This is a genomic window from Nocardioides sp. 616, from assembly GCF_002930065.1.
In the GTDB taxonomy this organism is placed as follows: Bacteria; Actinomycetota; Actinomycetes; order Propionibacteriales; family Nocardioidaceae; genus Nocardioides; species Nocardioides houyundeii.
This window is the reverse complement of the sequence record NZ_POAG01000003.1, coordinates 32,932-55,735: the sequence shown is the minus strand read 5'-3', so window position 1 is coordinate 55,735 and position 22,804 is coordinate 32,932. Positions and strand designations below refer to the sequence as shown.

Below are 22,804 nucleotides of genomic sequence, written 5' to 3'. Positions count from 1 at the left end.
ACCCCCATGACTGCATTCATCCCCGCCGCCAAGCCGATCATCGGCGACGACGAGCGTGAAGCCGTGGACCGCGTGATGCGCTCCGGCATGATCGCCCAGGGCCCCGAGGTCGCCGCCTTCGAGGACGAGTTCGCCACCCGGCTCACCGCCGGGCGCACCTGCGTGGCCGTCAACTCCGGCACCTCCGGGCTGCACCTGGGCCTGCTGGCCGCGGGCGTCGGCCCCGGCGACGAGGTCATCGTGCCGTCGTTCACCTTCGCCGCCACCGGCAACTCCGTCGCCCTCACCGGCGCCACCCCGGTGTTCGCCGACATCGACCCGGTCACCTTCTGCCTGGACCCCGAGAGCGTCAAGGCCGCGGTCACCGAGCGCACCAAGGGCGTGATGCCCGTGCACCTCTACGGCCACCCGGCCGACATGGACGGCTTCGCCGCCCTGGCCGAGGAGACCGGGATCGCGATCTTCGAGGACGCCGCGCAGGCGCACGCGGCCACCTGGCGCGGGGCGCCGGTGGGCACCTTCGGCGACTTCGCGATGTTCAGCCTCTACCCCACCAAGAACATGACCTCGGGCGAGGGCGGGATGGTCTCGTGCGCCACCGACGAGATCGCCCGGGCCCTGCGCCTGCTGCGCAACCAGGGCATGGAGCGGCAGTACGCCAACGAGGTCGTCGGCTTCAACGCCCGGATGACCGACATCCACGCGGCCATCGGTCGGGTCCAGCTGAGGAAGGTGGAGGGCTGGACCGAGCAGCGCCGGGCCAACGCGGCATACCTGGACGCGCACCTGACGGGCGTGCAGGTGCCGACCGTGCACGAGCACGCCACGCACGTCTACCACCAGTACACGATCCGGGTCGCCGGCGGCTCGAGCGAGCGCGACCGGATCGTCACGGCGCTGCGCGAGGAACACCAGGTCGGCTCCGGGGTCTACTACCCGATCCCCAACCACCGGCTGGCCTCGCTGGCCCCGCACGCCGGCGACCTGCACCTGCCGGAGACCGAGCGGGCCGCGGCCGAGGTGATCAGCCTCCCCGTGCACCCCTCGCTCACCGACGGCGACCTCGAGCGCATCGTGACCGGCGTCAACGCGGTGGTCCGGGCCGGTGCCTGAAGTCGGCCTGCTGCGTCACCCCTGGACCCGCACCCGGCTGCTGGTCACCACGCTGGTCGCCTGGGTCTGGGTCTTCGGCTGCTTCATGGCGTGGTCGGTGGCCACGCCGCTGTGGAGCACCCCGGACGCGCCGGCGCACGACCTGATGGCCTGGCACGTGGGCCACGGCAACCTCGAGCCCGAGCTCACCGACGTCTTCGCCTCGGGCGTCACCTCCAACGCGGTGATGGACGTCCCCGAGGGCCTGGTGCAGAGCGCGTCGAGCTTCAGCTGCATGGTGTTCCAGCCCGAGGTGCCCGCCTCGTGCATGACGTTCCCGACCGACTCCGAGACGCTGGTGGAGTACACCAACCCGGCGGGGCGCAACATGCCCACCTACTACCTCGCGACCGGGTGGCCCTCGAACCTGGTCCCCCAGCAGTACGCCGTCTACGCCGAGCGCGTGGCCGCCGCCGCCCTGGCCGCGCTCTTCGTCGCCTTCGCGATCAGCGCCGCGCTGACCATGCGGCGCCCCGGGGTCGCGCTGACCGGCGTGGGCCTGACCCTAACGCCGATGGTGATGTACCTGGGCGGGGCGGTGAACCCCAACACCACCGAGATCACCGCCGGCATCGCCCTGGCCGCCTGCGGCCTGGCCTTCTGGCGGGACCCCGACAGCTGGCTGGGCGCGGCGATGTTCCGCCGCGCCATGCTCGCGGCCACCGTGATGGTGACGATCCGGATGCTCGCCCCGTTCTGGGTGCTGATCTGGGCGGCGGCGTTCGTGGCGCTGGCCCAGCGGCGTACCTGGCGGGCGGTGCTGACCCGGCGGAACCTGCCGTGGGCCTTCCTGCCGGCGGCCGGCGCGGTGTTCGACCTGTGGTGGACCAACCACGCCGAGCTGCTCTCCATCCAGGCCGAGGACAAGTTCGACCTCTCCTGGCCGCAGCGGCTGATGGAGGCCAAGCAGTGGATCGACAGCACCACGCTGGTGCAGCAGGTCGGCAGCTTCGGCTGGCTGGAGCTGACCCTGCCGCCGGAGCAGTTCACGGTGATCGCGTGGACCACGATCTTCGTGCTCTCCACCGCGCTGGTGCTGCTGACCCGCCGCGAGGTGCTGGTGGTGGTGGCCCTGGGCCTGGCGACCTACGCGGCGCCGATCCTGCTGCAGGCCTACCAGTGGAACACCACGGGCGGCGTGTGGCAGGGCCGCTACACCCTGCCAGTGACGGTGATGGTGCCCGTCTTCGCGCTGTTCCTGGCCTCGGAGCGGCTCGACGGCGACCGGGCCTGGTTGCGCCGGCGCCTCGGGATCGCCTGGTCGGTGGCCATCGCGATCCTGACCATCGGCCAGCTGCGGGCGTTCCTGCACCTGCTGCGCCGCAACGTCTCCGGCACCGAGGGCGACTCGCTGTTCGACGGGCCCTGGGACCCGCCACTCCCCGGCGAGCTGCTGACCGCCGTGCTGGCCGCGCTGCTGGTCGCCGGCTGGGCGGGGCACCTCCTCGCGCTGCGCCGCGGCGCCACGCCGGTCCCGGACGATGTGCCCGCCGTGGCGCCGAGCAGGTAGATTCCGGCCGGTGCGCATCGCTGTCGTCAACAACTTCTTCCCACCACGGGTCGGTGGCAGCTCGCACCTCTCCGAAGCCCTCGCCAAGGGGTACGCCGCGCGCGGCCACGACGTGCTCGTGGTGACCGCCGCCTACGCCGACGCCCCGGCGTACGAGGAGCGCGACGGCCTGCGGATCGTGCGGCTGCCGGCGGTGATGCTCCCGGAGAGCAAGCTGGCGGTCAGCTTCGACCTCTCCTTCGCCACCCGGCCCTCCCTGCGCCGCCGGCTGGCGGCGCTGCTGGACGACTTCGCGCCCGACGCCATCCACCAGCACGGCCAGATGATGGACCTCACCTGGGCCACCGGCGCCTACGCCCGGCGCCGCGGGGTGCCCACCCTGCTCAGCATCCACACCCGGCTGGAGAACCCCTCGGCGCACTACCGCCGCGCCTTCCGGGGCCTGGACGCCACGCTGGTCAACCCCCGGCTGCGGCGCTACCAGCCCCGCATCGTGGTGATGGACCGCTACATGGACGACTACATCCGCCACCGCTACCCGCACGGCTTCCGCGACCTGGTCCCGATCCCGGTCGGGGTCAACGGCGACTGGGTGCGCGGCGGCTCCCGGGACACCGGCCGCGCCATGCTCGGGCTCGCCGACGACGTACCGCTGATCCTCTCGGTGGGGCACGTGATCCCGCTGCGGGACCGGATCGGCCTGGTGGAGGCGATGCCGGCCGTGCTGGCCCGCCACCCCGACGCCGTGCTCGCCGTGGTCGGGCGCGTCTACTACGACCTGTTCCTGGCCAAGGCCGAGGAGCTCGGCATCAGCCACGCGGTCCGCTCGCTGGGCGCCATGGAGAAGTCGACGATCCCGCACCTGCTCGCCGCCGCCGACGTGGAGGCCCACGAGCAGGGCGACGGCCTCGGGACCGCGACGCTGGAGGCGATGGCCGCCGGCGTGCCGGTGGTCGGCTGGGGCCGGGAGGACAACTTCCCCGGAGTGGCGCTGAAGGACGGGCACGACATCCACCTGTGCGAGCGCCACGACGTCGCCGGGCTGTCGGAACGGCTGCTGCGGGTGCTCGACGACCCGGACGCGGCACGCCTGGTCGGCGCCCGCGGTCGCGAGGTCTTCGACCGGCACTTCACCCTGGAGCGGGTCCTGGACCAGCACCTGGAGACCCTGGCCGACCTGGCTGGGATCACCGAGAGCCCGGAAGGACCCGCATGACCGACTCCACCAGCGCCCCGACCCGCACCGTCGCCCTGGGCGAGCCCACCGTGGGCGAGCCGGAGCTCGCCGCCGTCGCCGAGGTGTTCGCCTCCGGCTGGCTCTCGGGAGCCGGGCCGTCGTGCCTGGCGCTGGAGTCCGAGCTGGCCGCCGCCGTCGGCACCTCCCACGCGCTGGCCACCAGCAACTGCGGCTCCGCGCTGCACCTGGGTCTGCAGGTGCTCGGCACCGGCCCCGGCGACGAGGTCGTGGTCGCCGACTACACGTTCCCGGCCACCGGGCACGCGGTGCTGTGGACCGGCGCCACCCCCGTCTTCGCCGACGTCCGCCCCGACATCTGGTCGGCCGACCCGGCCAGCGTCGAGGCCCGGATCACCGACCGCACCGTCGGCATCCTGGCCGTGGACCCGTTCGGGCAGCCGGCCGACTACGCCGAGCTGCGCACCATCGCCGACCGGCACGGGCTCTGGCTGATGGAGGACGCGGCCTGCGCCACGGGCGCGACCTACCAGGGCCGCCCCGCGGGCAGCCTGGCCGACCTGGCCGCCTTCAGCTTCCACGGCCGCAAGGGCATCACCGCCGGCGAGGGCGGCGCGCTGGTCGGGAGCGACGCGGCCCGGATGGACGCCGCGCGCAAGCTGCACACCTACGGCATCGCCCCGGCGATCACCCGCGAGGGCGCCGCCGCTGGACGGGCGACCCTGCCGGTCCCGAGTTTCGACGTGGCCGGCTACAACTACCGACTCTCCGACGTCTCCGCGGCCATCATGCGGGTCCAGCTGCGCCGGCTCCCGGACCTGCTGGCCGCCCGCTCCCGCGCCGCCGGCTGGTACGCCGACCAGCTCGGCGACCTCGAGCAGGTGGCGCTGCCGGTGGCCCTGCCCGACCGCACCCACACCTGGCAGTCCTACGTCATCGCGATCGACCCGGCCCTGGACCGGGGCGCGGTGGCGCTGGCGCTGCGCGAGCGCGGCGTGGGCTGCAACTTCGGCACCTACGCCTCCCACGTGCAGCCCGTCTACGGCTCGCGCGAGGAGTGCCCCGTCTCGGCCGACCTGTTCGAGCGGCACCTCGCCATCCCCATGCACGCCAACCTCGACGAGGACGACGTGTCCCACGTGGCTGCGACACTGCGTGAGGTCGTCTCCTCGGCCGCCGTGCGTCGCTGACCTCGCCCCGCTCTGCTCCACCTCTGGAAAGGAACATCTTCGATGTCCAAGGAAACCGTCTTCTTCACCGGTGGCGCCGGCTTCATCGGCCTGCACGTCGTGCCCATGCTGCTGGAGAAGGACTACAAGGTCCGGATCTTCGACAACATGTTCCGCGGGGACCGTGAGGCCGTGGCCGGCTTCGGCAGCGACGTCGAGCTGATCGACCAGGACGTGCGCTACGGCGGCGCCGTGCACCAGGCGATGAAGGGCTGCTCCAAGGTCATCCACGCCGCCGCGGTCTCGATCAACAAGAGCCAGTCCGACCCGTACGAGTCGATGGACATCAACATGATCGGCAACCACAACGTCTTCGCGGCCGCCGCGGACCACGGCGTGGACCGGCTCGTGTACTGCTCGTCGGCCTCGGTGTACGGCGAGCCGGAGAAGCTGCCGATGCACGAGGACGACCGCCTGGCCCCGCAGACGCCGTACTGCATCGCCAAGCGCACCGGGGAGGACCTGCTCGGCTACTACCAGCGCCGCGCCGACCTGTCCTGGATCGCGCTGCGCTTCTTCAACGTCTACGGCCCCGGCCAGAAGACCACCGCCTACTACACCTCGGTGATCAACCACTTCGTCAACCGGATCCGCAACGGCGAGCCGCCGGTGATCGACGGCAAGGGCGAGCAGTCGATGGACTTCATCCACGTCCACGACATCGCCCGCGCGGTGGTGCTGGCCCTGGACTGCGAGACCGACAACGTGCCGGTCAACATCGGCACCGGCGTCGACACCTCCATCGCGGAGCTGGCCGACATCCTCATCGAGGCCGTGAACGCCGACGTGAAGCCGATCTTCAAGGAGCGCGACGTGCTCGTCTCGCGCCGCGCCGCGGACACCACCCGCGGCCGCGAGGTCCTCGGCTTCGAGCCGACGATCGAGGTGCGCCAGGGCATGATCGACCTGATCCGCTCGGCCGGCTGAGCCATGTCCGGCCAGCCGTCGGGCCAGGCGGGGCCGGGCTCGCTGCCCCCCAACCCGTGGAACGCGCACGCATGGGTGGTCGGCGAGCCGGTCGTCGGCGAGGGCACCTGGATCGGCGCCTTCACCGTGATCGACGGCTCCGGGGGGTTGCGGATCGGGGCCGGGTGCGACATCTCCTCCGGAGCCCAGATCTACACCCACTCCTCGGCGAAGCGCTGTGTCAGCGGCCGGGCGTTCGCCGAGGTCGAGCGAGCTCCCGTGACCATCGGGGACCGGGTCTTCGTGGGCGCCGGCGCCATCATCAACATGGGCGTCACCATCGGTGACGAGGCGGTGGTCGCGGCCGGCGCGGTGGTGACCGGCGACGTGGCACCGCGCACGATCGTGGGCGGCGTGCCCGCCCGGGTCATCGGGCGGGTGGAGCTGGACCACGAGGTGGCCCCCAGGTTCGTCACCGGCCCAGGGGACCAGCCCTAGCCCGACGGCCCCTCACCAGGCGGTCAGGCAGACCCCGACGATGGTGGTCATCGAGATCAGTGCCAGCACCCGCGGCACCCCTGAGCCCCGGACCTGGCGCACGGCCAGCAGCACCGCGATGGGGGCCAGGGAGATCAGGTAGCGGGGCACGATGGCGTAGTCCAGCCCGAAGTTCGCCGCGTTCGAGAGCCGCAGCGCGGGCGGGAACACGAACACCACGAAGAGCAGGGCCACGACCACCAGCCGGTCCCCGGTGAGCCAGGTCGGCCAATGCCGGGCCAGGCGGGCCCGGGCTCCGTCGGGAGCGGGCGCGTCAGCAGCGGGCGCGTCGGTTGCCGACGCGTCGACCAGGTGACGGCGTACCCGGCCGAAGGCGCCGAGAGCCGCCAGGGCGAGGGTGCCGAAGACCAGCACCGTGACCAGCGACGGGAGCCCGTAGCCGAGCGCGCGGACGTAGGTGCCGAGGAGGTCGCCGTCGGTCTCCCCCAGCGCCCCCACGTCGGTCCAGGGGCTGTGCAGGGTGGTCAGCTCGGCGAGCGCTCCGCTGATCAGCGCCGTGGTGGAGGCCACCGCGACCACGGCGTAGACCACCGAGTCCGGCACGGTCGCCCGGGCGCTGATGACCTGCTCCCAGACCAGGACAGGGCCCAGGAAGACCACGGCCTGGAGCAGCAGGTGCCACCACCGGACCTGCCAGTCCCGCATCGTGCGGACCCCCAGCAACCCGGCGAGCCAGGTCACCCCGGAGACGATCGCGAACACCCCGACCGTCAGCGAGGCGGTCGCCGCGACGCAGCTGGCCAGCAGGGCGGCCGCGAGGTAGCCCCAGAACCACCGGCGCGAGCGCATCCAGGCGAACCCGCCCAGCGCGACCAGCGCCCCGCACAGCGTGGCGGCCGACCCCGGGTTGACCATCGGACCGTAGGTCAGGATCCCCGGCGCGGCCACCGGTGCGAAGGTGACCGCGAGCTTGCGGGCGCCTCCCAGGCCCAGCGAGGTGGCCAGCAGCCAGCAGGCGACCACGCCGGCGAGCAGGATCACCGTCGAGGAGAGGCGCAGCGCCCCGATCAGCGGCACCTTCGAATCGACCGCGTGCACCACCTTGGTGCCGGCCAACAGCGCCACGAAGTACGTCGGGTAGTGGATGTAGCCGGTCGTGTACTTGGTCATCGGCAGCAGCTCAGGACCCAGCTTCGGGTCCCCGCACTCCTTGCCGAGCGGGCCGACCTCGTGGCCCACGCCGCAGGCCCACTCGTTGACGGTGCGCTGGGTGTAGAGGGAGCCGCGGTGCGGGTAGGTGTCGTGCTGGAGCTGGATCACGTTGTCGAAGTGCGTGGGCTCGTCGACGGCCGACAGCGGGCGCCCGTCCAGGGCGATGGTGGACAGCGAGACCGCCATCAGCACCAGCAGGGCTGCGGCGATCAGCTCGGTGGCCCAGCCCAGCGGACCGCGGCGCGAGCGGCGCCCCTCAGCCACGGGTCGCCAGCACCTGGTCGACGACCCGGTGTGCCGGGAGGATCGAGTCGCGCTCGAGGTCGGGGTCGTGCTCGCCGCGGACCAGGCCGACGAAGTGCGCCAGCTGGCTGGCCAGCGGCTCGGCGCCGATCACCTCCGGCACCTCCATCTCGGTCATCTGCCGGAAGCCGTCGCGCCCGGGGTCGCCGGCCAGCGAGGAGTGCCGGTAGGAGGTGACGCCGCGGCGCAGCAGGTCGACCTCGATCAGCCGGTCGATCTCCTGGATGACCATGGAGCGGACCTTGCGCTGCCCGAGCCGGCTCGCCGAGACCGACGCGATCCCGCCGGAGGCGAAGCGCAGCGACGCCTCCACCACGTCCTCGGCGCCCGCGACGGAGTCGGGGTGGAAGTGGCCCACCTGCATCTCGGCCCGCTCGGGGTGGTCGCCGCCGAAGGCGCGCACCACCAGGTCGACGTCGTGGACCAGCAGGTCCCAGGCCACGCCGGTGCGGATCCGGGCGGCGTACGGCGAGTGCCGCTCGGCGCGGATGTAGAGCGGCTGCTCCACCATCTTCATCGCCACCACGACTGCCGGGTTGAAGCGCTCCAGCAGGCCGCACATCAGCACCGTGCCGGCCTCCCGGGAGGCAGTCACCACCTCGTCGGACTGCGCCAGGGAGGGACAGACCGGCTTCTCGATGAGCAGCGGCAGCCGCGCCTTGATGATCGGCAGCGCCAGGTCGTAGTGGTGCTCGGTGGAGGCCGCGATCACCGCGGCGTCGACGTCTCCGATCTGGTCCAGGCCGGAGACCCAGCGCGCGCCGTACTCCTGGGCGACGGGCAGGCCGTTCTCCTCCGAGGGGTCGACGACGAAGGCGAGCTCGGTGTCCGGCCCGGCGGCGATCGTGCGGGCATGGTTGAGACCCATCGAACCGGATCCGACGAGGGCCACGCGGAGCTGCGTCACGAGGTGCACCGTTCTGGGTAGCGGAAGTTCTGGCACGGCCGGAGCCGAGACGTGAGCCTAGTTGTCAGCCTCGACTACGTCACACCGTCAGGCGGGGACGAGATCCCGAGCGCGGCGAGCGCCATCGAGCTCAACAGCTCGCGCATCCCCTCGTCCGGCAGCAGCGCGCTGTGCGGGGTGGAGTTGAGCAGCCCGAACGCGGCGTGCGCCGCGGCGCGAGCCCGCTCCGGTGAGAGGTCGGGGTGCGCGAGCCGCAGTTGCGCGGCCCACAGGTCGACGTACTCGCGCTGGAGGGCACGCACCTGCTCGCGCGCCGCCGCCGGGAGCGACTCCCAGTCCCGGTCCTGGACCACGATGAGCGAGCGGTGGCGCAGCGCGAAGTCGGTGTGCCATCCGACCAGCTCGGTGAGCGCGGCCTCGGGCGTGTCGGCGCTGGCCACCCGCTCGCGGCCCACCGCCAGCAGCTCCTCGCTGATCCGCACCAGCATCTCGGCGAGCATCGCGTCCTTGGACGGGAAGTGCTTGTAGAGGGCGGGACCGCTGATGCCGCAGGCCGCACCCAGCTCGGCCACCGAGACACCGTGGAAGCCGCGAGCGGCGAAGAGGTCCGCGGCGGTCTCCAGGATCTGCTCGCGGCGGGTCACGTCCACAGATTAGCGTCGCCGGGCCACGCCGCCGGGCCGACGCCGGTCACGCGCTGGGCGGATGCTCCCACTGGTCGAGCAGGGCACCGGCCCGCAGCGCCGCGTCGACGCCGGTCTCCACGTCGGTCTCCACGTCGGTCTGCATGTCGGTCTCCACGTCGGCCTGGACGTCGGGGCCGCTGGTGGCCAGCGCGTGCACGGCGGCCAGCAGCTCCTCGCGCGCCAGCCCTCGCAGGTGCAGCAGCACCAGGGCGTCGGCCTGCAGCAGCCACCCCACCTGGACCGCCACCGCCACCCCGTGCGGGCAGGGGTCCACCCAGTGCGCGCAGGTGCACGTCCAGCCCAGCTCGCCGGCGTACGGGACCAGCTCGACGCCCACCTCCTCGCAGTCCTCCACCAGCGGGAGCGGGAGGTCCCCGCGCAGCAGCGACGCCACCCGCCCCGAGCTCCCGGCAACCACCTCGGCGAAGAGGTGCCGGCTGGTCTCGTCCAGCGGCTCGACCGTGCCGGTCACCGTCCAGGCGTCCCCGCGGTCCTGGACCGCCGCCAGGTAGCCACCCGAGGAGACGGTGATCGCCCCCACGGCGCCGTTGCGGGCCAGTCGCCGACCTTGCTTGAGCTCCTCCTCGCCGTACGCCGCCTCTTCCAGGCTGCGGGTCCAGGCCTTGCCCCACCAGGTGCTGCCGCTCGAGCCACGACGCGGCTCGAGCTGCGGATAGCTGACGTTCATCGCAGCGTCACGAGGTCGCGCAGCTCGTCGTTGCTGAGCTCGGTGAGGGCGGCCTCGCCGCCGGCCAGCACCGAGTCGGCCAGGCCGCGCTTGCGCTCCAGCAGGGCGGCGATCCGCTGCTCGACCGTGCCCTCGGTGATCATCCGGTGCACCTGCACGGGCCGGGTCTGCCCGATCCGGTAGGCCCGGTCGGTGGCCTGCTCCTCCACCGCCGGGTTCCACCAGCGGTCGAGGTGGATGACGTGGTCGGCCCGGGTGAGGTTGAGCCCGGTGCCACCGGCCTTCAGGGAGAGCAGGAAGACCGGGACGCTGTCGGGGTCCTCCGGACCGGCCTGGAAGCGGCGGACCATGGCCTCGCGCTCAGCCACCGGCGTACCGCCGTGCAGGAACTGGTGCGGGAGCCCGGCCCGGGTCAGGTGCAGCTCGAGCAGCCGCGCCATCGCGACGTACTGGGTGAAGATCAGCGCCGCGCCGTCCTCGGCCAGCACCGTGCCCAGCAGCTCGTCGAGCAGGTCGATCTTCTCCGAGCGCCCCACCAGGGTGGGGTTGGTCTGCTTGAGGAAGTGAGCCGGGTGGTTGCAGATCTGCTTCAGGCCCGTGAGCATCGCCAGCACCAGCCCGCGGCGGGCCTCGGGCTCCGAGCGCTCGATGCGCTCCATCCGGTCCCGCACGAAGGTCTCGTAGAGCACCGCCTGCTCGCGGGTGAGACCGAGCAGGTGGTCGGTCTCGGTCTTGGGCGGCAGCTCCGGGGCGATCCCGGGGTCGGACTTGCGCCGACGCATCAGGAAAGGGCTGATCAGGTCGGCGAAGCGCTGGGTGATCTCGGGGTCCACCCCGGCCTCGATGGGGGCCGCCCAGGCGCGGCGGAACGCCAGGCGACTGCCGAGCAGACCCGGGATCACCCAGTCCAGGATCGCCCAGAGCTCGGTGAGGTCGTTCTCCACCGGGGTGCCGGTGAGCGCCACCCGCGCCCGGCTCCCCACGCGGCGCAGCGCCTTGGCGGTGGAGGAGCGGGCGTTCTTGACGTGCTGGGCCTCGTCGGCGACCACCAGGTCCCAGTCGACGTGTGCCAGCGTCTCGGCGTCGTTGCGCAGCGTCCCGTAGGTGGTGAGCACGAAGCCGCCCTCGGTGGCCGGGTCGGTGAGCGCCGCCTCGTCCAGCAGCGCCGGCTCCTGATCCGGCTCCTGAGGTGCGCGGGCCAGGCCCTGGAGCGAGCGGGTGCCGCCGTGGAAGCGCCGTACCGGGACGCCGGGGGCGAAGCGGTGGATCTCGGCCTCCCAGTTGCCCAGCAGCGACGCGGGGCAGACGACCAGCGTCGCCCCGCACGCCTCGCCGGCCGCGCGACGCTCCTCGGCCCGGTGCAGGTGCAGCGCGATCAGGGTGACCGTCTTGCCCAGGCCCATGTCGTCGGCCAGGCAGGCGCCGAGCCCCAGCCCGGTCAGCTCGGTCAGCCAGGTCAGGCCCTGGCGCTGGTAGTCGCGCAGGGTGGCGGCCAGCCCGTCCGGCACCGGGACCGGCTCGCGGGTGGCGGCAGCCCTGAGCTGGTCGCGCACCTTGAGCAGTGAGGCCCCCACCACGACCTCGACGTCCGGGGTCTCCTCGACCTCGACCACCCCGGTCAGCGCGGCGGCCACCGCCTGCGCGGGCTTGACCGTGCGGATCAGCCGTTTGCGCGCCCGCTTGGCGACCTCGGGGTCGACGACCACCCAGCTGTCCCGCAGCCGCACCACCGGGCTCGCCGCCGCGGCCAGCCGTGCCATCTCGTCGTCGGTGAGCGGGTCACCGTGCAGCGAGACCTGCCAGCGGAACGCGAAGAGGTCGGCCGCCCCGAGCATCCCGGTCTGCAGGGGCGCGTCCGGCGAGGGACCCTTCTTGCGCGAGCGGTCCAGGACGGCCCGGCTGGTGAGATCGCGGCCCAGCTCGCGCGGCCAGTGCACGTCGACCCCGACCGCGTGCAGGTCGGCCAGACCGTGCTCGAGGAGGTCGGTCACCTCGTCGCTGCCCAGGGTGATCCGGTCCGGGACCCGGAGCTCCAGCAGGCGGTCGAGCACCGGCCAGGCGTCGGCGGCCTGCCGCAGCGCCAGCGTGGCGTGGGTCCGCGCCCGGTCGCCGAACCCGTGACCCGCGCGGGCCCCCGACTCCAGCCAGAGCTCGGCGGCGTCGGCCACGTGGGTGGCGTTGTTCTCCGCGTGCACCTGCGGGACGACCCGCAGCTCGCCGGCGTACAGCTCGTCCTCGTCGGCCTCCACGCGCAGCGAGAGGCTCACCAGCTGGGGCCGGTCGTCGCCGGCGGCGACCTGCTTGAGCCGCTGGATCCGGTCCGAGAGCCGGTCGGTGTAGTCGGGCACCGCCACCGGCCGGGTGGGGGGCCGCCGCGGCATGGCGTCGACGACGGCCTCCAGCACCTTGCGCACCACCCCCTCGGCGCCCGCCGGGTCGAGGTCGCCGTACGCCCGGGCGCGGGCGAGCTGCTCGACCCGGTCCCGGTCGGCGTCGCCGAGGGGGGCGACCTGCCACCAGGGCTGGGTGGGGTGCGGCTCGAAGCGGCCGTCGGCGACCAGCCGCAGGCCGAGGTGGGCCGCACCCGCGAGCAGCGCGACGCTGGGATGGACCGCCTGGTCCTTGTGGGCCTTGGCCAGGACCGGGAGTGCCGCGGTGATCGGCAGCCGCACGCTCCGCGCCCCGGTGAACTCCACCACGCCCTGCCGGGGTGGCTGCGCCGCGTGGAAGACGGCGGGGCCGGTGGTCGGTATGAAGCTCACCCCTCGACGCTAGTCGTTGCACCCGACACCGCTGGCAACACCGAGACTCCGGCGTCGAGCCTTGTGCTGAGGGCCACAATGAGGCCATGAGCATCCTCGACTCGTCCCTGGCCCGCCTGGACGGAACCCCCGGCACCCTGCGCGACCTCACCGGCAGCCGCGGCGCCCTGCTGGTCAACGTGGCCAGCAAGTGCGGCCTCACTCCGCAGTACGCCAAGCTCGAGGCGCTCCACGACGAGTACGCCGACCGCGGGTTCGCCGTCGTGGGCCTGCCGTGCAACCAGTTCATGGGCCAGGAGCCGGGCAGCGCCGAGGAGATCGCGGAGTTCTGCTCCGCGACGTACGGCGTGACGTTCCCGATGTCGGAGAAGATCGAGGTCAACGGCGACGGCCGACACCCGGTGCTCGCGGAGCTGGTCGAGCTCCCCGACGAGAAGGGGCACACCGGCGACGTGCAGTGGAACTTCGAGAAGTTCCTCGTCGACGCCCAAGGGCGACCGGTGGCCCGGTTCAGCCCGACGACCGAGCCCGACGACCCGGCCCTGGTCGCGGCGGTCCAGAGCGTGATCGGGAACACTCCCTGAGCCCTGCTTAACCAGGTGTCGTTGTCGCCGGCAACCTCTAGCCTGCACCGGTGAGCATCAAGACCGAGTCAGCGAACCCTGGCCTTCCCCCCACCCCGCCCGGCAACGACAAGCTGGACAAGAGCGTCCTCCTCGTCGCCGGCGTCGTCGTCCTGGGCGCCATCATGTCGATCCTCGACATCACGGTCGTCTCGGTGGCGCTGGAGACCTTCCAGAACGAGTTCGAGGCCACGTCCGCCGAGGTCGCCTGGACGATGACCGGCTACACCCTGGCCCTGGCCTCGGTGATCCCGCTGACCGGCTGGGCCGCGGACCGCTTCGGCACCAAGCGCCTCTACCTGCTCGCGGTCGGGCTCTTCACCCTCGGCTCGGTGCTCTGCGCCCTGGCCGACTCGCTGCAGACGCTGGTCATCTTCCGGGTGCTCCAGGGCCTCGGCGGCGGCATGCTGATGCCGCTGGGCATGACGATCCTGACCCGCGCCGCCGGGCCGCACCGCATCGGCCGGGTGATGGCCGTGCTGGGCATCCCGATGCTGCTGGGTCCGATCTTCGGTCCCATCGTCGGCGGCTACCTGATCGAGGCCGCCTCCTGGCACTGGATCTTCCTGATCAACCTGCCGATCGGCGCCATCGCGTTCATCTACGCCATCGTGGTGCTGCCCAAGGACAACGTCGAGCCCTCGGAGACCTTCGACTGGCTCGGGATGCTGCTGCTCTCCCCCGGCCTGGCCGCCTTCCTGTACGGCGTCTCCTCGATCCCCGAGCACGGCACCTTCTTCGCCGGCGAGGTCGCCATCCCCACGATCGTCGGGATCCTGCTCGTGGCCGCCTTCGTGCCGTGGGCGCTGAACCGGCGCAACGCCCACCCGCTGGTCGAGCTGCGCCTGTTCGCCAACCGCAAGATGACCGTGGCCGTGATCGCGATGGCTCTCTTCGCTATGGCCTTCTTCGGTGCCTCGCTGCTCTTCCCGCTCTACTTCCAGCAGGTCCGCGGTGAGGACGCCCTCCACGCCGGTCTGCTGCTCGCCCCTCAGGGCATCGGCGCGATGATCACCATGCCCATCGCCGGCCTGATGGCCGACAAGCGCGGACCCGGCAAGATCGTGATGGTCGGAATCACGCTGATCACCATCGGGATGGCGATGTTCACCCAGCTCGAGGCAGACACCTCCTACGCCTTGCTGCTCGGCTCGCTCTTCGTGATGGGCCTGGGCATGGGCGCCACGATGATGCCGATCATGAGCTCGGCGCTGCAGACGCTCAGCGACCACAACATCGCCCGCGGCTCGACGCTGATGAACATCACCCAGCAGGTCGCCGCCTCGATGGGCACGGCGCTGTTCTCGGTGGTGCTCACCAACCAGATCAAGGCCAGCGACTCCGCCGGCGCCTACCTGGGCCTGAAGGGGATGGTCTCCCAGGCCAGCGGGGACAAGGCCGCCGAGCTCAAGGCCCAGCTGGACGCCATCGCCCCGGTGGCCCTGCCGGAGCTGGCCGACAGCTTCGCCACGGTCTTCGTGGTCGGCACCATCCTGGTCGGCTGCGTGCTGATCCCGGCGTTCTTCCTGCCGCGCAAGCCCCCGGAGGAGCCGGTCGACCCGACCGCGATGATGGGTCACTAGACCGTGGGCTGCGGCGGACTGAGCAGCGCGAGACGGGCCAGGGCGTTTGGCAAAATCTGAGACGGTCGCTGAACGGCTGAGCCAGACGCTTCAATGGCGGAACTTTCTTTCAACTGCAAAGGACTCGCCGATGTCTCGCTCCTCCTTCTCCCTCCGTCGCAGCGTTCCCACGGTGCTGATCGCCGGCGGGCTGCTGGTCGCCACGGCGACCGGTGGCGCAACCGCCGCCCTGGTCATCACCGGCAAGGACATCAAGAACGACTCCGTGACCTCGGCCGACATCAAGGACGGGTCGCTGAAGAAGAAGGACCTGACCGCGGGTGCGATCACGAAGCTGGCCGGCACCCCCGGTCCCGTCGGTCCCGCTGGTCCGGCCGGCGTCCGGGGTCCGTCCGGCGCCGCCGGTGCGCCCGGCGTGTCGGCCTACGAGATCGTGCGCTTCAGCAAGTCGGCGACCGACAACAAGGCCGAGGTGACGCTCTCGTGCCCGGCCGGCAAGAAGGTCATGGGGGCCACCAGCTTCTGGGAGACCTCGTGGGCCGGCACCTCGCAGCTGTCGTTCGAGAACAACACCACCGTCATCGCCCGGGGAACGACGCCGGAGACCGCCGACCGGCTCGTCGTGAACCTGACCTGCGCTGCCGCCAGCTGACCGACCGCCGCCGGCCCGGTGATCCGGGCCGGCGGTGCGCTCAGGCGTTGAGCGCCAGCGTCAGCGGCAGCACGTTGCTCGCCCCGGCCGCCCGGATCGCCCGCGCGGCCAGGGTCAGGGTCCAGCCCGTGACCACCAGGTCGTCGACCAGCAGCACCGGGCCGTCCGGCATCTCGCCGGTCAGGGCGCTGCGCCGGCCGACCGCGGCCACCCGCTGGGCGGAGTTCATGGCGCCCTTGCCGGGCGGCACGTCGGGGTCGACGATGGCGAACGACCCCACCACGGGCACCTTGAGGTAGCGGGAGAGTCCGTCGGCCAGGTCCCGGGTCAGCGTGGGACGCCGCGCCGACTCGACGTACACGATGCCGGCGACCCGGGGCTTCCAGTCGTTGAGCACCTCCACCACGGCCTGGACCAGCGGCACGGGGACCGGGCCGTCCAGCACCGTCTGGGTGCCGTCCGGCTCGGTGGTGACCCGGAAGAGCTCGCGCAGCTGCTGTCCGTAGCCTAGGTCGGTGAGCCGGTTGACGGCCCGCCCCTCGCTGGCCGGCTGGCTGATCTTGCCCTTCAGGTCGACGCCCAGGTTGGACAGCCCGCTGGGCCACATCTTGCGCGGCTCGATGACCACGCCCGGCCGGGCCAGCCGCTCGTGGGCGGCCTCGACCGACTGCTCGGAGAGCTGGGTGGACAGGGTGAGCCCGCCGCAGTTGTCACACCGCCCGCAGTGCTCGGTGTTGTCCGGGTCGTCGAGCTGGTCGCGCAGGAACCACATCCGGCACGTGTCCGTGGTGATGTAGTCGAGCATCGCCTGCTGCTCCCGCTCCCGGGCGGCAGCGACCCGGGCGTAGCGCTCGGCGTCGTAGTCCCAAGGCTGGCCCGTCGAGGTCCACCCGCCCTGGACCCGGCGTACCGCGCCGTCGACGTCGAGCACCTTGAGCATCTGCTCCAGCCGGGTCCGGTTGAGCTCGACGTAGGTCTCCAGGGAAGCGGTGCTCATCGGCTTCGGTGATCCCGCCAGCACGTCGAGGGTCTGCTGGACCAGCTCCTGCCGCGGGAAGGCGAGGGAGGAGAAGTAGGCCCAGATGTCGCGGTCCTCGATGGCAGGCAGGAGCACCACGGTCGCCTCGTCGGTGCCACGGCCGGCACGGCCCACCTGCTGGTAGTAGGCCACCGGGGAGGCGGGCGCCCCCATGTTGACCACGAACCCCAGGCGGGCGTCGAAGCCCATGCCGAGGGCGCTGGTGGCGATCAGCGCCTTGACCCGGCCGTTGACCAGGTCCTCCTCCAGCGCCTGCCGCTCGCTGGCCTCGGTCTGCCCGGAGTACGCCGCGACCTGGTGACCGCGGGAGCGCAGGTAGTCGGCGATCTCCTGGGTGGCGGCGACGGTGAGGCAGTAGACGATGCCCGAGCCGGGCTGCTCGGCGAGGTGGTCGGCGAGCCAGGCCAGGCGCTGCTCGGCGGTCTTGAGCCGCACCACGCCCAGCCGCAGCGACTCGCGGTCCAGGCTGCCGCGCAGCACGAGCACGTCGGTGCCCATCTGCTCGGCGACGTCGGAGGTGACCCGGGCGTTGGCGGTCGCGGTGGTCGCCAGCACCGGGATCCCGTCGGGCAGCTCTCCGAGCAGCGTGCGGATCCGGCGGTAGTCGGGACGGAAGTCGTGTCCCCAGTCGGAGATGCAGTGCGCCTCGTCGATCACCAGCAGGCCGGCACTGGCCGCCAGCCGCGGCAGCACCTCGTCGCGGAAGCCGGGGTTGTTGAGCCGCTCGGGGCTCACCAGCAGCACGTCGACCTCGCCGGCGTGGATGGCGTCGTGGATCGGCTGCCACTGGTCGATGTTGGTGGAGTTGATGGTGACCGCCCGGATGCCGGCGCGCTGGGCGGCGGCGATCTGGTTGCGCATCAGGGCGAGCAGCGGGGAGACGATCACCGTCGGCCCGGCCCCCTGGGCCCGGAGCAACAAGGTGGCGACGAAGTAGACCGCCGACTTGCCCCAGCCGGTCCGCTGCACCACCAGCGCGCGCCGCCGGTCGACCGCCAGCGCCTCGATCGCCGACCACTGGTCCTCGCGCAGGACCGCGTCTTCGCTGCCGACCAGGGAGCGCAGGTGCGCCTCGGCGGCGGCGCGCTGCTCCCGGCGTACGTCGTCGGTCGCGGAGCTCGCGGTGCTGCTGGCGGGGGAAGTCATGCACCCTGTCTATCAACCACCGCCGACTCCGGTGGATCGGGGCGCCGGGAGCGGCCGCTCACCCCCGGCGCAGCAGGAACGGCGTACCGCCCAGGGCGCGCAGGCCCGGCAGCCCCACGAAGGTCATGCCCACCAGGGTGCCGTCCGGTCGTTCCCGCAGCTCGTCGCGGACCCAGCGCCAGGGCCGGGGCGCATCAGGGGCGTAGGAGACGGCGACGGCCGGCAGCCCGTCGGCCCAGGACGCGGACAGCATCGCCGTCATCGGCAGGGTCTCGGTCAGCCCGCCTGACCCGTCGGCGGCGCGCAGCAGGTTGACCCCCACCAGTCGGTCGCCCTCGAGGTGGAACCGCTTGCCGTGCCAGCGCGGCAGCCCGATCAGCCCCAGCCCCGCCGGCGCCACCCGCTTCAGCGGCGCCACGAACGAGGCCCCCAGGTCACCGACCAGCTCGGCCGGCGGGGGTGCCATTAGGGTGGACCACGCGCGGCGCAGGGACAAGATGTTCACGATGCCTCCATCGGCTGGGTCTCGGCGGCCCCGGGGTGGCTCCGCGAGGCGGGTCACCAGATCCGGACCCGGTCCTCGGGGTCGAGCCAGAGACCGTCACCCTCGGCGGTGTCGAAGACCTCGTGGAACTCGTCGAGGTTGCGCACGATGTTGGCCCGGAACTCCGGCGGGGAGTGCGGGTCGATCGTGAGGTACTGCTGCTCCTGCTCCTTGCGCCGCTTGGTGCGCCAGCAGTAGGCCCAGTTGAGGAAGACCTTCTTGCGCTGCTCGGGCGTGGCCTGGCCGTGCGTGGCGATCAGGTAGGCCTTGTGGCCGATGGTCAGCCCGCCGAGGTCGCCGATGTTCTCGCCGACGGTGAGGGACCCGTTGACGAACTCCCCGGGGAGGGCGCGCGGGGAGAACCCGTCGTACTGCTCGATCAGGGCCTTGGACTTGACCTCGAAGGCGGCCTTGTCGTCGGTGGTCCACCAGTCGTTGAGGTTGCCCTCCCCGTCGTACTGGGCGCCCTGGTCGTCAAAGCCGTGACCGATCTCGTGGCCGATCACCGCGCCGATGCCGCCGTAGTTCTCCGCCGGGTCGGCGTCGGGGGAGAAGAAGGGCTTCTGCAGGATGCCGGCGGGGAAGCAGATCTCGTTGGTGCCGGGGTTGTAGTAGGCGTTGACGGTCTGGGGCAGCATGAACCACTCGTCGCGGTCCACCGGGCTGCCGATCTTGTTCAGCTCGCGGTCGGTCTCGTAGGCGGCCGAGGCGCGCACGTTGCCCATCAGGTCACCGGCGTCGACATGCAGTGCGGAGTAGTCGCGGAACTTCTCCGGGTAGCCGATCTTGGGCCGGAAGGTGGCGAGCTTGTCGTAGGCCCGCTGCTTGGTCTCCTCGGTCATCCAGTCGAGCTCGGCGATGGACTGGCGGTAGGCCTCGAGCAGGTTGGCCACCAGGTCGTCCATCAGCTCCTTGGACCGCGGCGGGAAGTACCGGGCGACGTACTCCCGGCCCACGGCCTCCCCGATCGCGCCCTCGACGAACGCGACGCCGCGCTTCCACCGCTCGCGCAGCTCGGGCGTGCCGTTGAGGGTGCGGCCGTAGAAGTCGAAGTTGGTCTCGACGAAGTCGTCGGTGAGGTACGCCGCGGAGCTGCGCAGCACCTTGGCCAGCAGCCAGGGCCGCCACTGCTCGGCCGGGATCTCCGTCAGCAGGCCCGAGAGGTGCTCCAGGTACGACGGCTGGCGGACGCAGGCCTCGGCGATCGTCTCGTCGCTGCCGCCGAGCGCGGTGATCCAGGCGTCGAAGTCGAAGGCCGGGGCCAGGGCCTCGAGCTCGGAGCGGCTCACCAGGTTGTAGGTCTTCTGCACGTCGCGGGTCTCGGCGCGCTCCCAGTGACCCGCGGCGAGCCGGGTCTCCAGTGCCAGCACGGCGGCGGCGCAGTCGGCGGCGTCACTGCGGCCGGCGAGCTCGAAGAGCCGGGTCAGGTAGGCCAGGTACGCCGACCTGATGTCGGCGAACTTCTCCTCGCGGTAGTAGCTCTCGTCGGGCAGGCCCAGGCCGCCCTGGGTGATGTTGAGGAGGTAGCGGTCGGACTTCTTGGCGTCGGTGTCGACGTAGGAGCCGAACGCGCCGCTGCCGCCCTGGCGCTCGAAGCCGCCCAGGAAGGCCGACAGCTCGCGCACGTCGCTCACCGCCTCGATCTCGGCCAGCAGCGGCTCGATCGGGGCGGTGCCACGGGCGGCGATGGCGTCGGTGTCCATGAAGGAGGAGTAGAGCGCCGCGATCTTGCGGGCGTCCTCGGCGTCGGCTGCCTCGTCGAGGGCGCTGCCAGCGGCCAGCTCCTCGATGATCGCGTGCACCTGCTGCTCGGCCGTGTCGGCCAGGGACACGAAGGGTCCCCAGCTGCTGCGGTCACTGGGGATCTCCGTGACCTCCAGCCAAGTGCCGTTGACGTGGCCGAAGAGATCGTCCTGCGGCCGGGTGTCGGGGTCCATGCCCTCGCGGGCGTCATCGAGAATCGTCACGCCGTCCACCCTAGGCGGTGGCACCGTCAGTGCGGCAGGGTGAACGTGATGCTCCTCGCGTGGCGGGAAGCGGGAGCACCCATCTGGGGCGCAGAACGGTGCTCTCGCTGCCCGCCACGGGCTGGCCTACGGCGCGAGCTCGCGGAACGCCTGCTCCAGTACCTCGATGCCCTGCTTGGGACGCTCGGTGTAGTCGGCGCGGTTCCAGGTGGGCCAGGTGAAGACCTGCTCGTGCCTCGCACCGTCGGCGTCGAAGCGGAAGGTGATGCCGTCGACCTCCACCAGCTCTGCCGGCACGCCCTCGCCGAGCGCGATGCGCGAGGACGGGTCCGCGAAACCCAGCATCGACCACGGGATGCGCAGCGAGATGGTGCGGTGCTCCTGGTTGACCTGCCAGGTCGAGGTCGAGACGTAGTCGGGACTCTTCGGGTCCCAGATGCCCTCGACCAGCTCGCCCACGTCCTGGTACTCCGCCGGGTGCGGCGCCGGCTTCTCGTACGACTGGTTGGTGATCAGCCGGTAGAGGTGCCACGGGGCGTCCATGTCCTCGACGTAGGGCCGCATCGGGGTGTCCAGCCGGATCGGGTCCAGCGCGCGGCGTACCTCCAGGCGCGCCGAGCCGGCGACCCGGTCCACGCTCACCCGGTAGTCAGCACGCTTGGCGCCAGGCACCACGTCGGCGTCGAGGACCAGCCGCTCGGGCAGCTCGTCGCGGAACTTGATGTCGAGGTGCACCCAGGACGCGTCCGCCCAGGTGTAGAGGTACTCGTAGGCGCCGTCGGTGGGGAGGTCCTCGGGCAGCTCCTCCACAGCGGCGTCGACGAGCGGCGCCGGGTCCGTGGCCACCAGCCCGAACCACTGCTCGTTGGTGAGCGGGTCGTGCCAGAGCTGACGCCGCTCCCCGACCTGGTGCTCCATGGTGTTCCAGGTCCGCTTGAACCACTCGTCGGCCCACACGAAGACGAACGCCCCGCCGAGCCCGAGGTCCTCCATCATCCGCATCATCTCGGCGTTCATCTCCATCGCCTCGGGCTCGGAGTGCCCGCCCTGGTCCCGGCCGTTGGTGCCGATGTGCGCACTGCCCAGGGACGCCGGGACGCCGTACTCGGTGACCAGCAGCGGCATGGTGTCGGCGAAGTGGTCCTTCAGGCTCTTCAGGTAGCCCGCGTAGCGGTCCGGCTCGCCCGCCCAGAGCGTCTCGTCGAGACCGTCCTGGTAGCGCTGGAAGTCCGGGTAGTAGGGGTAGGCGTGGAAGCTGGCGAAGGTGCCGCCGGGCCACGCCGCGGTGGGCAGGACGTGGTTGGCGTCGACCCCGGGCAGGTCCTCGCGGTCCAGCGGCTCCGAGGGGTGCTCGAGCGGGTCGGCGGTCGGCCAGTTGGCCATCGCGACCGGGACCGAGACCCCCCGCTCCGCCTCCAGCGTGGCGATCTCGTCCATGTGCTTGGCGATCCAGCGCTCGGTCGCGGTCGCCCGCTGCCCCGCCACGAAGAACCTGCCGGGCGTGTACGCCGCCTGCGCCGAGATCCGGTTGGTGCGCTGCACGGCGGAGCCGTCCCACTCCACCCCGATGATCCACGACGCCACCCAGGCCGACACGTCCACGTCGTAGGTGCCCCAGGCGCGACCGGGGGCCTCCTCGCGGACCAGGTCGCCGTGCACGGCGGCGGACAGGTCGCGGATCTCGGCGGAGAACGAGTCGTCGATCTCGGGGTCGTAGAGGCTGCGGCCGGGGTCGACGTACTCCTCGTTGGGCAGGTAGGCGCCCTGCACCAGGTAGATCGGGGAGACCGGGTGCGCCTCGTTGTAGGCCGCGAGCTCGGCGTAGAACCCGGGCGGCAGCAGGGTGTAGACCCGGACCACCCGGATGCCCAGGTCGCCCATCTGGGAGATCCACCTGCGGTAGTGCTCGGCCGGGATCTGCCCCACCTCGCCCGGCTGCAGCGTCGGCAGCGTGGAGCCCAGGTTGACGCCGGGCAGGAAGCCCTTGTCCCCCGAGGAGGTGTGCAGCCGGAAGCCGTCGCGGTCGGACTCCGCGAGCACGCTGAGCCCGCCGATCTGCACCGGCGTCGGCCCCCACGAGGTGCTGGGGTGCTCCGGCTCGGACATGCACGAGGTGCTCGCCAGCACCACCGCCGAGACGAGGGCGGCGCTCAGCACCCGGCGCAGTTCCAGCATGGGTCCGACCCTAGGCGCGCCGCAGGC

Annotated in this window: 18 protein-coding genes; 9 read left to right on the top strand and 9 right to left on the bottom strand. The window is 72.0% G+C overall.

Annotated features, from left to right (window positions below; translation table 11 throughout):
• Positions 1 to 6: 6 nt before the first annotated feature.
• The 6 genes from C5H89_RS01060 to C5H89_RS19430 are packed head-to-tail and all read left to right on the top strand — an operon-like array spanning position 7 to position 6,490.
• The gene (locus C5H89_RS01060) at positions 7 to 1,113 is read left to right on the top strand and encodes a DegT/DnrJ/EryC1/StrS family aminotransferase (RefSeq protein ID WP_104105254.1); all 1,107 of its coding nucleotides are present in this window, start codon (positions 7 to 9) and stop codon (positions 1,111 to 1,113) included.
• Positions 1,106 to 2,662 carry a DUF2142 domain-containing protein gene (locus C5H89_RS01055; protein WP_104105253.1) on the top strand — a complete coding sequence of 519 codons (1,557 nt, stop codon included), beginning with the start codon at positions 1,106 to 1,108 and terminating at the stop codon, positions 2,660 to 2,662. Before C5H89_RS01060 ends, C5H89_RS01055 begins: the two co-directional genes overlap by 8 nt.
• Before the next feature lie 10 nt (positions 2,663 to 2,672).
• Positions 2,673 to 3,878 carry a glycosyltransferase family 4 protein gene (locus C5H89_RS01050; protein WP_162799136.1) on the top strand — a complete coding sequence of 402 codons (1,206 nt, stop codon included), beginning with the start codon at positions 2,673 to 2,675 and terminating at the stop codon, positions 3,876 to 3,878.
• On the top strand, positions 3,875 to 5,047 hold the full coding sequence (locus C5H89_RS01045; RefSeq protein WP_104105251.1) for a DegT/DnrJ/EryC1/StrS family aminotransferase: 1,173 nt from the start codon (positions 3,875 to 3,877) through the stop codon (positions 5,045 to 5,047). Before C5H89_RS01050 ends, C5H89_RS01045 begins: the two co-directional genes overlap by 4 nt.
• Positions 5,048 to 5,089: 42 nt before the next feature.
• Positions 5,090 to 6,013 carry an NAD-dependent epimerase/dehydratase family protein gene (locus C5H89_RS01040; protein WP_104105250.1) on the top strand — a complete coding sequence of 308 codons (924 nt, stop codon included), beginning with the start codon at positions 5,090 to 5,092 and terminating at the stop codon, positions 6,011 to 6,013.
• 3 nt (positions 6,014 to 6,016) lie between these two features.
• Positions 6,017 to 6,490 carry an acyltransferase gene (locus C5H89_RS19430; RefSeq protein WP_104105249.1) on the top strand — a complete coding sequence of 158 codons (474 nt, stop codon included), beginning with the start codon at positions 6,017 to 6,019 and terminating at the stop codon, positions 6,488 to 6,490.
• Between the two features lie 12 nt (positions 6,491 to 6,502).
• Here the strand turns inward: C5H89_RS19430 and C5H89_RS01030 are convergent, their stop codons facing one another.
• From C5H89_RS01030 to C5H89_RS01010, 5 genes are all read right to left on the bottom strand, one after another.
• Entirely contained in the window at positions 6,503 to 7,966 is a 1,464-nt protein-coding gene (locus C5H89_RS01030; protein ID WP_104105248.1) for a hypothetical protein, read from the bottom strand.
• On the bottom strand, positions 7,959 to 8,912 hold the full coding sequence (locus C5H89_RS01025) for a Gfo/Idh/MocA family oxidoreductase (RefSeq protein ID WP_104105247.1): 954 nt from the start codon (positions 8,910 to 8,912) through the stop codon (positions 7,959 to 7,961). Before C5H89_RS01025 ends, C5H89_RS01030 begins: the two co-directional genes overlap by 8 nt.
• A 74-nt stretch (positions 8,913 to 8,986) precedes the next feature.
• Positions 8,987 to 9,556, bottom strand: coding sequence for a TetR/AcrR family transcriptional regulator (locus C5H89_RS01020; RefSeq protein ID WP_104105271.1), 570 nt, complete (start codon positions 9,554 to 9,556; stop codon positions 8,987 to 8,989).
• Positions 9,557 to 9,602: 46 nt separating this feature from the next.
• Positions 9,603 to 10,286: a hypothetical protein gene (locus C5H89_RS01015; RefSeq protein WP_104105246.1), complete on the bottom strand. Its 684-nt coding sequence runs from the start codon at positions 10,284 to 10,286 to the stop codon at positions 9,603 to 9,605.
• The gene (locus tag C5H89_RS01010; RefSeq protein ID WP_104105245.1) at positions 10,283 to 13,048 is read right to left on the bottom strand and encodes a DEAD/DEAH box helicase; all 2,766 of its coding nucleotides are present in this window, start codon (positions 13,046 to 13,048) and stop codon (positions 10,283 to 10,285) included. Before C5H89_RS01010 ends, C5H89_RS01015 begins: the two co-directional genes overlap by 4 nt.
• 86 nt (positions 13,049 to 13,134) lie before the next feature.
• Here C5H89_RS01010 and C5H89_RS01005 point away from each other — a divergent pair, with 86 nt between their 5' ends.
• The 3 genes from C5H89_RS01005 (at position 13,135) to C5H89_RS00995 (ending at position 15,906) form a co-directional block, all read left to right on the top strand.
• Complete coding sequence (locus tag C5H89_RS01005) at positions 13,135 to 13,632, top strand: glutathione peroxidase (RefSeq protein WP_104105244.1); 498 nt, start codon at positions 13,135 to 13,137, stop codon at positions 13,630 to 13,632.
• A 50-nt stretch (positions 13,633 to 13,682) separates the two neighbouring features.
• Positions 13,683 to 15,254: a DHA2 family efflux MFS transporter permease subunit gene (locus tag C5H89_RS01000; RefSeq protein ID WP_345840632.1), complete on the top strand. Its 1,572-nt coding sequence runs from the start codon at positions 13,683 to 13,685 to the stop codon at positions 15,252 to 15,254.
• 130 nt (positions 15,255 to 15,384) lie between these two features.
• Positions 15,385 to 15,906: a collagen-like protein gene (locus C5H89_RS00995; RefSeq protein ID WP_104105243.1), complete on the top strand. Its 522-nt coding sequence runs from the start codon at positions 15,385 to 15,387 to the stop codon at positions 15,904 to 15,906.
• 40 nt (positions 15,907 to 15,946) lie between these two features.
• Here C5H89_RS00995 and C5H89_RS00990 read toward each other — a convergent pair whose 3' ends face one another.
• The 4 genes from C5H89_RS00990 to C5H89_RS00975 form a co-directional block, all read right to left on the bottom strand.
• Positions 15,947 to 18,091 carry a DEAD/DEAH box helicase gene (locus C5H89_RS00990; protein ID WP_104105242.1) on the bottom strand — a complete coding sequence of 715 codons (2,145 nt, stop codon included), beginning with the start codon at positions 18,089 to 18,091 and terminating at the stop codon, positions 15,947 to 15,949.
• Between the two features lie 58 nt (positions 18,092 to 18,149).
• Positions 18,150 to 18,596, bottom strand: coding sequence for a hypothetical protein (locus tag C5H89_RS00985; RefSeq protein ID WP_205304794.1), 447 nt, complete (start codon positions 18,594 to 18,596; stop codon positions 18,150 to 18,152).
• Between the two features lie 53 nt (positions 18,597 to 18,649).
• Complete coding sequence (locus C5H89_RS00980; RefSeq protein ID WP_205304797.1) at positions 18,650 to 20,572, bottom strand: M13-type metalloendopeptidase; 1,923 nt, start codon at positions 20,570 to 20,572, stop codon at positions 18,650 to 18,652.
• A gap of 156 nt (positions 20,573 to 20,728) precedes the next feature.
• On the bottom strand, positions 20,729 to 22,777 hold the full coding sequence (locus tag C5H89_RS00975) for a hypothetical protein (protein WP_104105241.1): 2,049 nt from the start codon (positions 22,775 to 22,777) through the stop codon (positions 20,729 to 20,731).
• Positions 22,778 to 22,804: the final 27 nt, after the last annotated feature.

Coding starts and splice junctions, on each gene's coding strand:
- C5H89_RS01060 (WP_104105254.1), top strand. CDS start 7: ATGACTGCATTCATCCCCGCCGCCAAGCCGATCATCGGCGACGACGAG.
- C5H89_RS01045 (WP_104105251.1), top strand. CDS start 3,875: ATGACCGACTCCACCAGCGCCCCGACCCGCACCGTCGCCCTGGGCGAG.
- C5H89_RS01040 (WP_104105250.1), top strand. CDS start 5,090: ATGTCCAAGGAAACCGTCTTCTTCACCGGTGGCGCCGGCTTCATCGGC.
- C5H89_RS19430 (WP_104105249.1), top strand. CDS start 6,017: ATGTCCGGCCAGCCGTCGGGCCAGGCGGGGCCGGGCTCGCTGCCCCCC.
- C5H89_RS01015 (WP_104105246.1), bottom strand. CDS start 10,286: ATGAACGTCAGCTATCCGCAGCTCGAGCCGCGTCGTGGCTCGAGCGGC.
- C5H89_RS01005 (WP_104105244.1), top strand. CDS start 13,135: ATGAGCATCCTCGACTCGTCCCTGGCCCGCCTGGACGGAACCCCCGGC.
- C5H89_RS00995 (WP_104105243.1), top strand. CDS start 15,385: ATGTCTCGCTCCTCCTTCTCCCTCCGTCGCAGCGTTCCCACGGTGCTG.
- C5H89_RS00990 (WP_104105242.1), bottom strand. CDS start 18,091: ATGACTTCCCCCGCCAGCAGCACCGCGAGCTCCGCGACCGACGACGTA.
- C5H89_RS00980 (WP_205304797.1), bottom strand. CDS start 20,572: ATGGACCCCGACACCCGGCCGCAGGACGATCTCTTCGGCCACGTCAAC.
- C5H89_RS00975 (WP_104105241.1), bottom strand. CDS start 22,777: ATGCTGGAACTGCGCCGGGTGCTGAGCGCCGCCCTCGTCTCGGCGGTG.